Below are 14561 nucleotides of genomic sequence, written 5' to 3' on the forward strand. Positions count from 1 at the left end.
GTGGCGATGACGAAACAACCAAATCGTTGGCTGATTTTAGCAGCTGCTATTCTCACAAACCTTTCATTGGGAACAGGGTATGCCTGGTCTGTTTTCCAAGCAGCCTTATTGGAAACCAATGCCAGTAAGGGTTGGGAACTGTCACAGACATCCCTAGCCTTCAGTATTTCCTTTGCCATGGTCCCTGTTGGAATGATTCTTTTTGGACCAAAAATAGATGCGCAAGGGCCAAAGAAATTTGTTTTCTTAGGCGGTATCTTGTTCGGTCTAGGTATGTTCTTGACAGGATTTGCTACTAGTATTCCACTTCTCTATATAACTTACGGTGTGCTTCTCGGGCTTGGTATTGGCTCAGCCTATGGTGCAGCAACATCAGTTGCTGTAAAATGGTTCCCTGATAAAAAGGGCTTGGCTGGTGGTTTGACAGCAGCAGGCTTTGGCTCAGGCCCAATTATCTTTTCACCCATTATCAAGAGCTTGATTGCTTCAGTAGGGGTCTATCGTACCTTTAACATTCTTGGTTTGGTTCTATTGGTCATCATTTGTGGTGCTTCTATTGTGATGGAAAAAGCACCTACAACAAAAGGAGCAGCAGAACAAGTAGTGCTAGCTGGCAAGACCTACAAAGAAATGCTCAAAGAAGGAAACTTCTGGTTACTCTGGCTGATTTACACTCTTGGAGCGACAGGAGGTATGATGATGATTGGTACGGCAAGTGATATTGCCAAAACATACGCATTAGCCGACCCTGTACTGGTTGTAATGTTAGTCAGTTTAGCCAATACTTTCGGACGTATCTTCTGGGGAGTGATTTCTGATAAAATTGGACGCTATTTTACCGTTGTTGCCATGTTTATGGTTATAGCAGTAGGCCTATTCTTACTTGCTTCTAATCAATCGCTTGGTGCTAGTTTAGGTATTATTGGTGTAATGATGGTAGCACTTTCTTTCGGTGGTTTCCTTGGAGCCTTCCCTGGAATTACTGCTGAAAATTGGGGAGTTCAGAACGCAGGTTCTAACTATGGTTGGATGTTTACCGCTTACGGCGTAGCTGCTCTATTTGGCCCGCAATTAGCTACCAACATCAAAACTGCCAATAACGGAGATTATACCCTTGCCTTCTTCATTGTAATTGCAATGGCTCTTATTGGGATACTCTTCCAACTTTACTTTATAAAAAAGCTTAAGAAATCTTAATAGATTTCCCATTTTCCTTCATATGATTCAATAAAGTTACAAGTTTAAGCTTTCTTGTAACTTTTTTAATTTCTATCGCACTGACCTATAAGTCTAGCTTATAGGTGTATTAATTTAACTTAAGTAGACTAAAATTGATGTTGCTGGTACAATAATATTGTAAGCGTTTTACATTTTGAAGAAGTAAGGTACATTTGTTGACGCTAGGTACCTTCGCTAAAAATTCAAAATAGGAGAACACACTATGAGTAACACTGTCTTGCTGGAAGTAAAGGAGCAAATTGGTTACATCACAATCAATCGACCAGAAGCCTTGAACGCACTTAGTTCACAAGTATTATCAGACTTGGATAAGGTACTGGATGATGTAAAAGAAAATGATGACATTCGTGTTGTTATCGTGACAGGATCTGGAGAAAAAGCATTTGTCGCAGGCGCTGACATCAAAGAGATGGATAAAATGACGCCAACAGAAGCTTTTGAATATATGACTTATGCGAACGACGTCTTTTCTAAATTAGAACAACTTCGCCAACCAACGATTGCAGCTGTAAATGGCTATGCGCTCGGTGGTGGTATGGAGTTAGCTCTCTCAACAGATATTCGTCTTGGTCATGAGAAAACCTTGCTTGGCTTCCCAGAAGTTGGTTTAGGGATTATTCCTGGTTTTGCTGGAACACAACGCATGCCACGCCTTATCGGAACAAGCAAAGCAAAAGAATTAATTTTCACAGCCCGCCATGTGAAAGCTGAAGAAGCAGTTGCACTAGGCATTTTAAATCGTTTGGTCCCTGCTGAAAATCTTCTTGAAGAAGCTGAAAATCTTGCACGTAGTATCATGAAGAATGCTCCGCTTGCGGTTGAAAAAGCAAAACATGTGATCACTGTTGGTATTGATCTTCCCCTTCAAAATGCCATTCGTTTGGAAACAGAAGCAGAAGCACTCCTCTTCTCAACAGAAGACAAAGTAGAGGGCATGGGAGCTTTTGTAGAAAAACGAAAAGCAGCATTTAAACGGAAATAAGGGAGGAGAAGACATGGCAAAGATTGTTGATGTTCAAGAAGCAATTAGCTTAGTCAAACAAGGAGATGTTGTCGGAATTTCAGGTTTTCTTGGCGTTGGGGAACCCTTTGAATTAATTGAAGAATTGGTCGAACAAAACACAGGTGATTTAACACTGGTCTCTGTTGTGACCTCGCACCCTGGTAAAGAAGTGGGAGTAGGTCGACTCTGTGAAAATTATCAAGTGAAAAAATACATCGCAGCCCACGTGGGAACATCTGCAGCTGCTCAACGTGCTTACTTTGAAGAAGCCATGGAAGTTGAATTTACACCAATGGGAACAGTTGTTGAGCGATTGCATGCTGCTGGAGCTGGGCTGGGGGCCGTTCTTACTCCAACAGGTGTTGGAACCATTCTTGAAGAAACACAAGAAAAGATTACTCGGAATGGCCGTGATTACCTCATTTATGATCCACTCAAGTTGAACGTAGCGCTTATAAAAGCTACGAAAGCTGATGCATACGGAAATTTATTCATCGATGGAACAACTCGGAATATTTCACGTCAATTGGCACTCGCTGCAGATGTAGTGATTGTAGAAACGAATGAAATTGTCGAAGTAGGCGACATTTCACCTGATGATATCTATATTCCAGGTATCTTGGTAGACTATATTGTCCAAGGTCTTTCTACAAACGAGCATTATAAGATGATGGGTGATTTGTGGACTGAGACAAAGAAATTAGCGGTGAGGTAAGAAGATGAACGCAAAAGAAGTTATTGCATGTCGTGTTGCTTTAGAGTTCCGTGATGGGGACGTTGTCAATTTGGGATTTGGAATTCCAAACTATTCAGCAGATTTTATTCCAGAAGGTGTCAATGTGATACTGCAAGCTGAAAACGGTGCTCTTCGTTTTGGTGAGACACCAACGAAAGAGAATTACAATCCCAATCTTGCAAATTCAGGTGGTTCTCCCATTACCCTAATGCCAGGTGCCTCTACCTTTGATATCCAAACATCATTTGCCATTATTCGTGGTGGACATGTAGATGCAACCGTATTGGGAGCTTTGGAAGTGAGCCAAGATGCTAGTATTGCCAACTGGATTATTCCAGGAAAGTTTGCTCCAGGTATGGGAGGAGCAATGGATCTTCTCGTTGGTGCCAAACGTGTGATTGTAGCAATTCAGCACGTCGATAAGAATGGCAATTCTAAAATTTTAAAAGAATGTACTCTTCCTTTGTCAGCTAAAGGAGTCGTCTCTCGTGTCATTACAGAATTAGCAGTATTTGATTTCCAGGATGGAAAATATTTGTTAAAAGAACTTGCACCGGGCGTGACCGTTGAGGAAGTGTTGGAAAAAACTGCTGGAGATGTGATTGTATCTGAAAATCTCATCACCATGCCGATTTAATATAAGTTAGGAAGCTGATGGTCAGTTTCCTAACTGATTAATTGAAATTCAGAATCTCTAACTAGTTATAGTTAACTACTTCTATGTTATACTAGTTGTGTAGAATATTTTAAGGGAAGGTGAAGCAGCCAATATGGATATTATTCAAATGTACTATTTTATGAATATTGTAGAATGCAGCTGTAATCTTTCCTTAGCAGCAAAGAAAATTCATATTAGCCAATCAGCACTGAGTCAATTTGTTAAAAATTTTGAAGAAAATGAGAATATTCAGCTATTTCATCGAAAAAATGGACGTTTGGACGGATTAACAGAAGCAGGAGAGCGGATTTATCGATATTCTACAGAGATTATCAGCAAGTACGAAGAGATGCAAAATGCCATCCAAAGTGAATCAGCCAAGCAAAAAGGAACGATTCGTTTGGGGCTCCCTTCTCTGATTCTTCGGTTTTATTTCTCAAATATCCTACCAAACTTCTTATTGAAACATCCTCATATTGATATTCAAATTGTTGAGAGTGGTGGAGTGGATTTGCGTCAAAAATTATTGGCAGAAGAACTCAACTACGCTCTATTAATTGAGCCAACTAGCCTTGATACTAAAAAATACGAACAACATATCATTCAGATGGATGAGTATGTAGCCTTTATGGATAAACATCATCCACTGGCGCAAAAAGACTTGTTAGAATGGAAAGATCTAGAAGCTTATCAATTGGGAACCTTTGTAAAAAGCTTTACAACTTATGGTCTTGTAGAGGAAAAATTAAAAAAAGAAAAAATCAATGCGAAATTAGCTCATTTATCATCTAGTTGGGATTACTTAGTGGAATCAACGTATAAAACGGACATCATCAGTATTTTGCCTGCTCCGATTGAGAATTTATTAGATTATGATCGTTTTAAGGTCGTTCGTTTTAGGGACTTTATTCCTTTTAATATTTGGTTCTGTCGTCCCTATAAAACAAGAACAAATGATGTTGAAAACTTTGTTTATGAAGAATTTCTAAAACTGTTTTATATGCCTGTATCAGACTAGAAAGGTCAGACACTTGTTTCACGAAGATTTAACTGCTGAAGTATCTCAATACACACATACTCATCTTGCTGGAAAGGCGCGAGAATTTGATGATTCACAAACTTTTCCGCAGGAACACTGGCATTATTTAAGCAAAAATCTGCGTTTATTTGATTGCTTAATTACAAAAGATGCACAACCTCGTTCTTTTCGGACCTTTTTAGAAGCAATCCGTATTATTTCTAAAGAATTCGCTTCTTTGGGAAGCATCTTATTGACCCAAGGAATTTATGCTATTTGGACCTTGGAGCATTTTGGAACAGAGGAGCAAAAGGAAGTCTATCTAGAAAGTCTTGTTTCCGGTGAAATACTTGGAGGTTTTGCTTTTTCGGAACAAGATATTCGTCTGAAAAAAGAACTTCCTCAAACACTTGCTATCCAAACAGAGACAGGTTGGATTTTGACAGGTCAAAAACACATGGTTTCAAATGCTAGTCTGGCTGATTTCCTGCTCGTCTTTGCCCGTACACAGACCCTAGAGGGTCAAGAAGGGACTGGTATTTTCATTGTTCATTCTCATCAAGAGGGAGTGACTGTGGGAAAAGCAATTGAAAAATATGGTGTTAAGGCAATGCCGATTGCTCCTGTTACTTTTGACGGTGTCCAATTAGCCAAGGATTCCTTACTAGGGAATCGCTTAGACGCCCTCGAGGTATTGGCTCAGGTTATTGTGAAAATGCGATTAGCAATCAGTGCACAAGCCCTAGGAATTGCTGAAGGGGTCTTTCGAAAAGGGCTGGATTATAGTAGGTTGAAGCGTGGATTTGGTAGACGACCGATTGATGTGAGTGTTAACCAATTCAAATTTTCTGAGATAGAAATGAAATTAGCTGCCTGCAAAGCCTATTACCATGAATATATCCGAGGGAGTATGGTGGATGATCGTCGAGTGTCCATGTTAAAATTACTGACCACTTCAACAGCTCAAGAAGTAGCAGATGAAGTGGTGCGGATCACAGGAGCCTATAGTTTTATTGCCGATAATGATATTGAACGCTATGTGCATGATGCTAAAGTGACTGGGCTTTATGGAGGTGCAACAGATAGTTTGAAACGAAATATTGCTCAGATTTGGCTAGAGAACTAGAAAAGGATGAGTCTATGGAATTACAAACTTACCAATTTGGAGATATGACGCTTACGTGGTTAAGAGGTGCCGACAAATATACAGATGCTGGGACACTTTTTGGACCAGTTCCAAAAGCAGTCTGGTCTCGATTTTTTCCCACAACCGAAGATGGTCTATTGGCTGATTTGACAGATCCAATTCTTATTTCCTATCAAGGAAAGCATTATCTGATTGATGCCAGCCTAGGTACAGAAAAGTTAGACGAAAAACAACGACGTAATCTAGGAATTCTATCGGAAAATCGTGTGGTAGAAAGTTTAGAGAGTCTTGGATTAACTATTCAGGATATTGACTATGTCTTGATGACCCACATGCACAATGATCATGCTGGAGGTTTAACTTCGCTAAAAGATGGTGAAATCGTATCTACGTTTCCAAATGCCACCATTTATATTCAGGAAATTGAGTGGAACGAGGTACGTCATCCAAATAAACGAACACGGGGCACTTATCTAAAGGAAAACTGGGAAGCTATTCAGAAACAAGTCGTGACATTCGGTGAATTTCTAGAGGTTCTTCCAGGGATTGAAATGCATCACACGGGAGGTCACAGTAATGGACACAGCATTATTCTCCTGAAACAAGGCGACAAAACAATGATTCACATGTCTGATTTGCTGATAAGCCATGCACATCGCAATCCCCTGTGGGTAGCAGCAGTGGATGACTATCCAATGGATGCTATTGCGGCGAAAGAAAAATGGATGAAAATAGCTTATGAAAACAGTTATCAGTTCTTTTTCTACCATGATCAGTTCTATGCTGTGCTTGAATTTGACAAGAGTGGTCAGCAAGTTGTTGCATGTCTTGAACGGAAACGACCGCCGAGAGTTCCGTGGACTGATAAACAAGACAAACGTCTTCAAATCCCAGAAGGTTGCAGCCTTTAAAATCGATTAAATGAAAACACAGGAGTTTTTCCTGTGTTTTTTAAATATCTATAATTTACATAATATATGTTATGTAAATTATAGATTATCTAATGCGTTTTTCTGCTCATCATTGACAATATGGGTATAGAGGTCTGTAACTTGCGTGTTGGCGTGCCCTAGTTGATGACTGACCAGCACTTGTGATTTGGTCGCATCATAGAGGCGTGTTGCGAGAGTGTGTCGTAATTTATGGGGTGTCACACGAATCTTGAAGTCAGCAGAGTACTTGGCGACCATTTTTTCGATAGAAGAAGCGTCAATACGGTTTGGGACACCTCGATACTCTGTTAAAAAGAAGGCTAAGTCTGTTTTTTCAGCCTTGTAGCGTTGTTGGCGAATGGCAGCATAAGCTTCGAGATAGGGCTTTGCAAAGCCAGCAACATTGACAGAGTCCCGTTTTCCGCCCTTACGAGTGACCTCAATGATCATCATTTTGAGATTAACATCCTTCAAATCAAGATTCACAGCTTCAGAAAGGCGGACACCAGAAGCCAGTAGCAAAGCTAAAATGGCTAAATCACGTTCTTTATTTTTTCGGAAAGATGATTTGGCACGATTGGAAAGTTTGTTCTCATATTCACAATCTATATACTCTAAAAAATCCATGGTCTCATCGCCTAAAAAGAGTTTTTGCTTGATGTTTTCTGCACGAGCCGCCAGTGTCTCACGTTTTTTCTGAGTGGAGACCTTTTTCATAACATTTCGGTAGAAATAAGGTTCTCCTTGGTCGTTTTCGACCTCCTCAGTCAGATATTTGTACAGGCTGGATAAAGCCGATAAGGTTCGGTTAATCGTTGTCTGAGAGACACCGTTCTGGGTTGTATTGGCATTGAGCAAAGGTCGTTCCCGTAAATAAAGAATAAAGGCCTCCATGTCTTTTTTTGTTAAAGTTTCTAGTCTATCTAAAGGAATATCGGCTAATTGATGAACAGATACCAGATCAGCATCAATCAGCCATTCAAAGAAACGTCGATATTCCTTCAAGTATTCGTACAAGGTTGTAAAACTATAGGGAACAGCCAATTTTGATTGATAGTAGTCCAGGACATACCAGGGCATCACAGATTTTAATTCTTCAATTTTTTCCAATAATAATTCACGTCGCATCGTATATTCTCCTAAATTTCTATACAAGTAGTATAACACGTATATAGATATATTTCAAGAAAATTATAGTTTTTCGGAAAGATGATAAAGGACATTTTTCTACAATAACCAAAAAAATTTTTCTAGGATAAATCAGCTAAAAATGTACTTAATTCAAGGCTAAACTGGAATTTCTAGATACCTTCATTTTTCTATAAAAGTGTACTTTATTAACGACAAAACTGGAAATTTTTTCAAAAGTACATTTTTCTATTTAATTTGATACCTAAAACTATGTTTTCGGACATAGAGATCCCCCCATTTTTTACATAAATTTAAAACAGATCTATATTTTAGACCTGTTTTATTATTTCTTAAATTGAACAAAATGAGCTCGTTTTCTTCTAAATCCTTTACATATCGAACATGGCTCTTGATTTCTTATCTCACACATTATTCTATTTTTAATAGATGCCTTATAGCGATGTTCGGGATTATTGTTGCAAATCCACCATACTTGCTGTCTGCTATTTTCTGTATGATTTTCTGGATTTCCAAGCAACATATTGTTTAGATAATCCCATTCTTTCAATAAATGAGGGTATGTTTCGCTCATGTTATTTTCTACATAAGGAACATCTAATTTATTACAACTGGGACAGACATTATCGATACTTACCGTATCAGTTAAGTATCTGTTCAGTACTACATTGATACTTTCTCTGTAGCTTATTTGACATTTATTACAGCGCCAACTGTAGTTTCTATTGCTTTTGTAATCTAGGATAACAGATTCTGTAGTAATATTGTTTTCTGTATCCCAGATTGTTTTCAATTCAGGATAAAGATCAAATAAGGTATTTACACCCTTTAAAGGCAACTCATTATTACAATACGGACAGCAACTTTGAATTTCTCTTCGAATTGGTATAGAGCAAAGATAGTCATTTTTACAATCTGAGCAATTCCACCAATATTTCTTAGTTTCTACATTTGTGAGGGCTAGAAACATAGGTATTTTATTTTTTTCACTCCACTCTTTGATAAGAATGGGTTCGTTATGCAGAGAATTATTTTTAAATACACTGGTTGACCATTCACAGAAATTTGGGCAGGATTGAACAAATACGTTTTTAGAGTCTGTTCGAGTAATCATTTCTTTTGGACTGCATTCAAATGAAATATCGCAACAAGGACACATCCAAGTAATTTCTTCAGTAGATTGGTGCCAATAATCTGTTAGACTTTCCAGGTTATTTGGATGTAAAAATTGTTTTAGATATGGATGGGTTTTATCTAGTGTATTAAAGCCTCTCAACATTTCTTTGTTGCTACAAAATGGGCAACTATGGTTAGTCCTTTCATAGACTTTACATGAATAGGAACCCTTGCATTTTGAACAACTCCATATTACAGGCATATCTGAAAGCGCATCAACTTGATTAGGTGATATGTTATTCTCTTCTGACCATTCATCAATGTAGTCTGGTGTTAAAAAATCCAATGGTGCATTTGTTGATGAATTCTGTAATGGGTTATTAAAACTTGCATTGCATTCAGTACAATAACTGCCGTTTCGCCTTATTCTAGCGAACAAACTATCAATTGGCATTGTGAAATCATAACGACACTTGTCACAGTTCCAATGCATAGGTTTTGTAACATTTGTGTTCAGCCTTAATTCATTGAATTGAATATCATTCAACTCATCGTTATATATTTGTCCTAGATTCGGATAGACTTCAGTATAGTAATTTTGATACGATAACTCATTACAACCAATATGGAATATTTCCTTTTCCTCAGACTGAAATAATCTTAAATTTATAGCTGCATCTCTCCAGGAGCTATGACAAGTTGGACATTTAAGTTGGAATATATGTCTAGAGTTAAATCTTTGATTCTGTAGTAAGTGACTAATCGTTTCTCTATCCTCACGATGATAATTTATATAATTCTCAAAGTCAGGAAACATAGCTTTGATGCTATTTATCTCACTAATAAGAACTTTTCCAAGATTGCAACAAGGGCAAAAATCGGGAATCTTCAGACTTATTTTATAAATGTCATTGATTTTAGCCTCCCATTGATACGAACAGCTGGGGCATATCCAGTTTGCATAATGCCGACTATTTACTTTTGTACTTTCTAAATCCAATATATTCAAGTTCAAATTCCAGTATAACAGCATACCTGGCACTTCTTTTATTGTTTTTATCATACTTCATCTCTCAATAATTTGTTTTGCTATCTAGTAAATTTTTTATATTTACAATTTTATTTTTAGCTCCATCATTGTTGGTTGATTTTGATTGAAAATCAATTTTTGAATCTGCTGTAATAATCTGACTTGCTAGATAATCATCAGAAATGATTCTATTCTCTGATTTCAAAAGACCCTCTGCTTTTAATAGTTCGTTAGCAATTTCAGGATAGACAGTAGTTTTGATGATACTTTTAAGTGAGCTGATTTCATCCATTAATACCTTGCACTCTTCAATATTACTTGATGTCAATTCAAGTTGATCCTTTAACTTTTTATTCTCAATTACCAGAACTTCTGCTTCATCTTTATACTTTAAAGCCACTTCAACAATCCCTTTATAGTATTTGTTCAGTTCAACTAGTGCTGAACGGATTGCCCTGGGTGTTCGATTGGTCATCATAAAACTGTCTATATCTAAGGTCTTGTAAGTAATGATAGTTTGAAATTCTTCATCCTCTGCCTCAGCTTTTCGTTTCTCGATAGTTAATCGAAAATTTTTATTTCGCCTCAAGGTAGTATCGGTAACTTCGGGAAAACCTGTAACTCTTAAGTAATCACCGAATTTTGGTAATTTGAACAAAGAAATATCATTTGAACACTCATTTAAGACATATTCCTCGAATTTTTCGAATAAATCTTCATCAGAAATTAGTCTTCTTCTAGCCATTTAACCCCTCCGCTTTAAACATTTGTTTCGCACCTAAATACTCTTGATACGAGTGGCTTACAGACGATAGCTTCAAAAGTGCCTCGCCAATATCTTCCATATTCCCCTTGCCTTGTCTAACTCGTTTTACAGCCTCATCAACAATAAGGGCTTCTTGGTCAACTGACTTCTTGTAAGTCTTATCCATTGAAAAATACTCTTTTCCAGCCTTGCGATAGAACGGACAACTCGTACAAGCTCCAAGTTCTGCATGATTACTGATAACTTTTAGACAATCTGAGTAATCACCCGAAGCAAACCTCGGTGAGTAGCACCGTCCTTTGTTTTCTAATTGAACAAACGCCTTTCCTACTGTATATCTAGGTTGTGCCTTACTAATCTCATAAGTTGTTTGTGAACTAGTCAGCTTACGAAATACTTGATAGCTTCGACATTCTATGAATTGACTAAGATTTGAAAAATAATGTGACGAAGTTGCTACGTTATCATGGCCTGCAAGCAACATTGCAGTTACTGGGCTAGCCCCTTCAGCAATTAGGTTGATCATTGCAATATGTCTAGTGTCTCCGATATGGATAAAGTTGATTTCCTTATCTTCCAATCGAGATATGGGATCGATGTAATGTACTTGATAGCCATATTTCACCTCAATAATCTCATTAAAGAAATACTTTAATATGGTGTTGATATTTTGATACGTTAAAAAGCGGTTATTGATACCTGTCTTTCTATTCCAACGCTGATAATGCGTATCGGTTACAAAAAGTGTATTTAATTTTGTTGACTCTAAATCTTGTGTTAATTTTAAGTAATGTTGGATTGATTGAGCAAGATTAGTGGGAATCTCATAGGTCGTTAAGTAATAGTCTTCAGTAATTTTATGTGAAATCGCCTTCTCTCTTCCTTTTAGGTTATTTCTTCTAAGAGTTAGATAATACTTACCATTCTTCTCAGATAGACAGTCTCTTTGAGTCAATAAAAATTCCCGTGGTCGTAAGGGAACTACTGCTGTAATTTGCCACCAAAGATAAATTGGGTAGTAAAACAACCTTTCAGTTTCAGGGAGGGGTTGAGACCAATAGTCAGTTAGGATATCGTTAAATGCAAAATAGGACTGAAATTGGGCTAGTTGACGCTGTTGCTTTGATTTTGATTGATATTGCAATGCAATCACATGATCTAGTTGTTCCAAGAATTGATTCATTTGTGAATCTTCAACGCAAGGTAGACTTGCAAAAAAGTCAAAACATAAGTTGGGAGCTGATAATTTGATATTTGCCATATCCGATACAACATTTTGCTTTGTTGTTTTTACTAATCTTTTTACATCTCGTAAAAAGATTTGCAAAGTGGTCAGGACATGCTGTTCCATAGATAAGACTACATATGACTTCAAATATTCAATAAATGAATGGTAAGTAAAACCTGTCAATGTCTCAAAATATCGTTCATATTGAAATCTGTTAACATTGAAGAGAAAATTTACATTAGCATATTCATTAGTTAATAACCATTTTCCTGATTCAAAATCAGGAGTAAGAATGATATCTTTTTCATAATAGTCCTTAAAATACACATGTGCCTTATCAACCATGACTTGATCGATTTCGGTAATACTTTTAATGGTTTGAAATAGCTTTGCTTCTGTAATCAATGGATTAACTCCTTTATTATTTCTTCATAGTCATTCAAGACTTCTTCACCGTATTGCTCAGAAAGCGACTGTAGCATTTCAGTCAAACAGGGCTTCAACTGCAATTCCAATATTGCTTTTATCTTTCCTTTTTCTAAATCATCTATTACTTCGTTATAACGATGGTTCAAACGATTAAATTCTCCGATGAGAAGCAAAAGCGTTGATTTCGTCTGCAATTCATATTGACAACCTACACAATGCTGCTTGTCGATGTAGGGGCAAAGTTTACCAAGTGCAGATAACAAGCACATGCTTTCGGTCTGTTTGGAAAATGCTTCTCCATTACCGATTCTATGGCAAACTGTCAATAATTGTTGAGGACTCAATTGCTCTTGAATAACTGTTTTTAGCGCATTCTGCGAGCGAGAATCAGCTCTTATACTAATTTCTAAAGTTTTTTCTATTTCCGCAGGTGTCAGATCTAATTCTTTAATCATCCGTGTTTGTTGACTTGGAGTCAGCTCTTTGTACTTACCTCTCGTTACAATCGTCAATAACATTGATGGAACCATTGATAGTACACCTCTCTCAAATAGTTCTTTTGCAACCATTTCAGGCTGCACTTGTCCTAATTGAGCATCCTTTAAGTATGTTGACGTCGTTTGAGCAAATTCATCGTAAGAGCCTTTGTGACTTCTAGCTAAGGCTGCTAAGAAATACCCTTTTATGTTGAGTTCAGATTTCTCCTCTATGACATCATCGGCGAGCATCGCGACAGCTTGGAGATATGATTTATTTGCTGAACGGCTACTAAAGTTTCTTTCTAAAAATAAGCTACCAATTTCTTCTCCCATGTATCTATGAATTCGTTCATAGTCGGATATCTTCCTGATTAGAGGTGACTCAGAAGCTTGTTTGTTTGCTATTTGATAATGTGCCTCACAGATAGCCAGGAGTGTTCCAATCAGCACCTGACAGCTCTCAGGCACATGGAATTTCAATTGGCTGACATTTGAAGCTCTCTTAGTCTTGTTTGGAGTAATGTTGAGATATGTCAATCTTGTGGTAATACTAAGGAGTGTTCGCCTTGCCTCACCAGTAGTCCAAGTACCATTCTTGACTGCCCTTAGTATGTCGTTAGGAACACGAGATAATTTGGGGTGTCCAATTCTTTCCAAATCTGTAGTTCTAAAGGCACATATAAAATGGAGTGCAAGATAAAGCCAAGTGTCAGCGTAATCTTTAGATTGGGCTGCAAGGTAAAGCATGTTATTTTTTTGAATATAGTCATCATTAAAAAGATAAAACATCAATTGTAAGTAGTCATTCAACTCGTATGCTCCGTTTTTATCTTCAAGCGTATAACGATTCGTCATAACATAAGAGTTTCTGTAATGTGTCACACCTTTCCCTAATAACCAATCAGAAAATGATATCAACTCTTTACCATGAGACTTGCTCAGAGCTTCGGTTGCGTATTCGATGAGTTTTTCAAGGTTTCGATCATTATATAGAAAAATGTCTTTCTCCAAGTAATAACTAAGAAAATCCATCAGATAAAATTGACTAGCTTCTTCAAGATTTTGAATAGTTACAAATTCTTTAAAATATTGGTGTGACATGGGAAATTTTTGTTTAAAAATTGCCTCCATCGATTCAATTCCAGGCTCAGTTGTCAAAAAGCTAACTATTCGCTTCTTTAAAAGCTGAGTATCATGATCTTTAATACACTGATTATCTTTATTTATCCCAATATAAAACCACTTATTATCTAATAAATATTGACTTATCTTCTCTCTCATTTTTGGAGTATCTGCATTTAACTCTATTAAAAGAGCTTCAAGAAATCTTTTTAAATCGACTGCCACTACTCTCCTCCTCCAAATAAATCATTTGCTCTCCAACTAAGATAATCAAACACACCGTCATTAACTTGTCTGTACTGTTTAGCTNTCTCACCTTTATTTTGTAGATACACCCATGCACTTTCAGGAGATTTGTCACCCCTTGCCGACATCAGCTCACTGATCTCATCCACACCAGAAAGAACTAACTGTGTTGTGTACCAGTGTCTGAAGATATGAGGGGAGATATTATGCTCTTGCAATAAATGGCCAAAAAACACAACTTCTTCATCATCTGAGTTAAGGAA

Annotated in this window: 12 protein-coding genes and 1 pseudogene; 7 read left to right on the forward strand and 6 right to left on the reverse strand. The window is 37.3% G+C overall.

Translation table 11 applies throughout. The features are described 5' to 3' along the window. The first annotated feature begins 6 nt into the window (after window positions 1-6). The 7 genes from A3I9_RS0106190 to A3I9_RS0106220 all read left to right on the forward strand — a co-directional run bounded on the left by A3I9_RS0106190 (window position 7) and on the right by A3I9_RS0106220 (window position 6712). Window positions 7-1197 (forward strand): L-lactate MFS transporter, encoded by a 1191-nt coding sequence (locus tag A3I9_RS0106190; protein ID WP_018378178.1) that lies wholly within the window; start codon window positions 7-9, stop codon window positions 1195-1197. Between the two features lie 244 nt (window positions 1198-1441). Then, the gene (locus tag A3I9_RS0106195; RefSeq protein WP_018369138.1) at window positions 1442-2221 is read left to right on the forward strand and encodes an enoyl-CoA hydratase-related protein; all 780 of its coding nucleotides are present in this window, start codon (window positions 1442-1444) and stop codon (window positions 2219-2221) included. Between the two features lie 13 nt (window positions 2222-2234). After that, a complete protein-coding gene (locus A3I9_RS0106200; protein WP_018378179.1) occupies window positions 2235-2957 on the forward strand; it encodes a CoA transferase subunit A in 723 nt (240 codons plus the stop codon). 4 nt (window positions 2958-2961) lie between these two features. Further along, window positions 2962-3615 (forward strand): 3-oxoacid CoA-transferase subunit B, encoded by a 654-nt coding sequence (locus A3I9_RS0106205; RefSeq protein ID WP_018378180.1) that lies wholly within the window; start codon window positions 2962-2964, stop codon window positions 3613-3615. 133 nt (window positions 3616-3748) lie between these two features. Further along, entirely contained in the window at window positions 3749-4654 is a 906-nt protein-coding gene (locus tag A3I9_RS0106210; protein ID WP_018378181.1) for a LysR family transcriptional regulator, read from the forward strand. Between the two features lie 13 nt (window positions 4655-4667). Further along, window positions 4668-5780, forward strand: coding sequence for an acyl-CoA dehydrogenase family protein (locus tag A3I9_RS0106215; protein WP_018378182.1), 1113 nt, complete (start codon window positions 4668-4670; stop codon window positions 5778-5780). Window positions 5781-5794: 14 nt separating this feature from the next. Continuing rightward, entirely contained in the window at window positions 5795-6712 is a 918-nt protein-coding gene (locus A3I9_RS0106220) for an MBL fold metallo-hydrolase (protein WP_018378183.1), read from the forward strand. A 78-nt stretch (window positions 6713-6790) separates the two neighbouring features. Here A3I9_RS0106220 and xerS read toward each other — a convergent pair whose 3' ends face one another. The 6 genes and pseudogenes from xerS to A3I9_RS13540 form a co-directional block, all read right to left on the reverse strand. Then, window positions 6791-7861, reverse strand: coding sequence for a tyrosine recombinase XerS (gene xerS / locus A3I9_RS0106225; protein ID WP_018378184.1), 1071 nt, complete (start codon window positions 7859-7861; stop codon window positions 6791-6793). 346 nt (window positions 7862-8207) lie between these two features. Next, window positions 8208-10061 carry a zinc-ribbon domain-containing protein gene (locus A3I9_RS0106230; RefSeq protein ID WP_018378185.1) on the reverse strand — a complete coding sequence of 618 codons (1854 nt, stop codon included), beginning with the start codon at window positions 10059-10061 and terminating at the stop codon, window positions 8208-8210. A gap of 10 nt (window positions 10062-10071) precedes the next feature. After that, entirely contained in the window at window positions 10072-10773 is a 702-nt protein-coding gene (locus A3I9_RS0106235) for a hypothetical protein (protein ID WP_018378186.1), read from the reverse strand. Next, window positions 10766-12427, reverse strand: a complete 1662-nt coding sequence (locus A3I9_RS0106240; RefSeq protein WP_018378187.1) for a hypothetical protein — start codon at window positions 12425-12427, stop codon at window positions 10766-10768. Before A3I9_RS0106240 ends, A3I9_RS0106235 begins: the two co-directional genes overlap by 8 nt. After that, window positions 12424-14277 carry a hypothetical protein gene (locus tag A3I9_RS0106245; protein ID WP_018378188.1) on the reverse strand — a complete coding sequence of 618 codons (1854 nt, stop codon included), beginning with the start codon at window positions 14275-14277 and terminating at the stop codon, window positions 12424-12426. The genes A3I9_RS0106240 and A3I9_RS0106245 overlap by 4 nt, the downstream gene beginning before the upstream one ends. After that, a pseudogene (locus A3I9_RS13540) lies at window positions 14277-14561 on the reverse strand (site-specific integrase); the annotation flags it as partial. The gene A3I9_RS0106245 and the pseudogene A3I9_RS13540, both read right to left, overlap by 1 nt.

This window comes from Streptococcus ovis DSM 16829 (assembly GCF_000380125.1).
Taxonomy (GTDB): domain Bacteria; phylum Bacillota; class Bacilli; order Lactobacillales; family Streptococcaceae; genus Streptococcus; species Streptococcus ovis.

Excerpts from the sequence above, each read along its gene's own strand:
- A3I9_RS0106195 (WP_018369138.1), top strand. The coding sequence starts at position 1,442 with ATGAGTAACACTGTCTTGCTGGAAGTAAAGGAGCAAATTGGTTACATC.
- A3I9_RS0106190 (WP_018378178.1), top strand. The coding sequence starts at position 7 with ATGACGAAACAACCAAATCGTTGGCTGATTTTAGCAGCTGCTATTCTC.
- A3I9_RS0106235 (WP_018378186.1), bottom strand. The coding sequence starts at position 10,773 with ATGGCTAGAAGAAGACTAATTTCTGATGAAGATTTATTCGAAAAATTC.
- A3I9_RS0106220 (WP_018378183.1), top strand. The coding sequence starts at position 5,795 with ATGGAATTACAAACTTACCAATTTGGAGATATGACGCTTACGTGGTTA.
- A3I9_RS0106200 (WP_018378179.1), top strand. The coding sequence starts at position 2,235 with ATGGCAAAGATTGTTGATGTTCAAGAAGCAATTAGCTTAGTCAAACAA.
- xerS (WP_018378184.1), bottom strand. The coding sequence starts at position 7,861 with ATGCGACGTGAATTATTATTGGAAAAAATTGAAGAATTAAAATCTGTG.
- A3I9_RS0106230 (WP_018378185.1), bottom strand. The coding sequence starts at position 10,061 with ATGATAAAAACAATAAAAGAAGTGCCAGGTATGCTGTTATACTGGAAT.
- A3I9_RS0106210 (WP_018378181.1), top strand. The coding sequence starts at position 3,749 with ATGGATATTATTCAAATGTACTATTTTATGAATATTGTAGAATGCAGC.
- A3I9_RS0106205 (WP_018378180.1), top strand. The coding sequence starts at position 2,962 with ATGAACGCAAAAGAAGTTATTGCATGTCGTGTTGCTTTAGAGTTCCGT.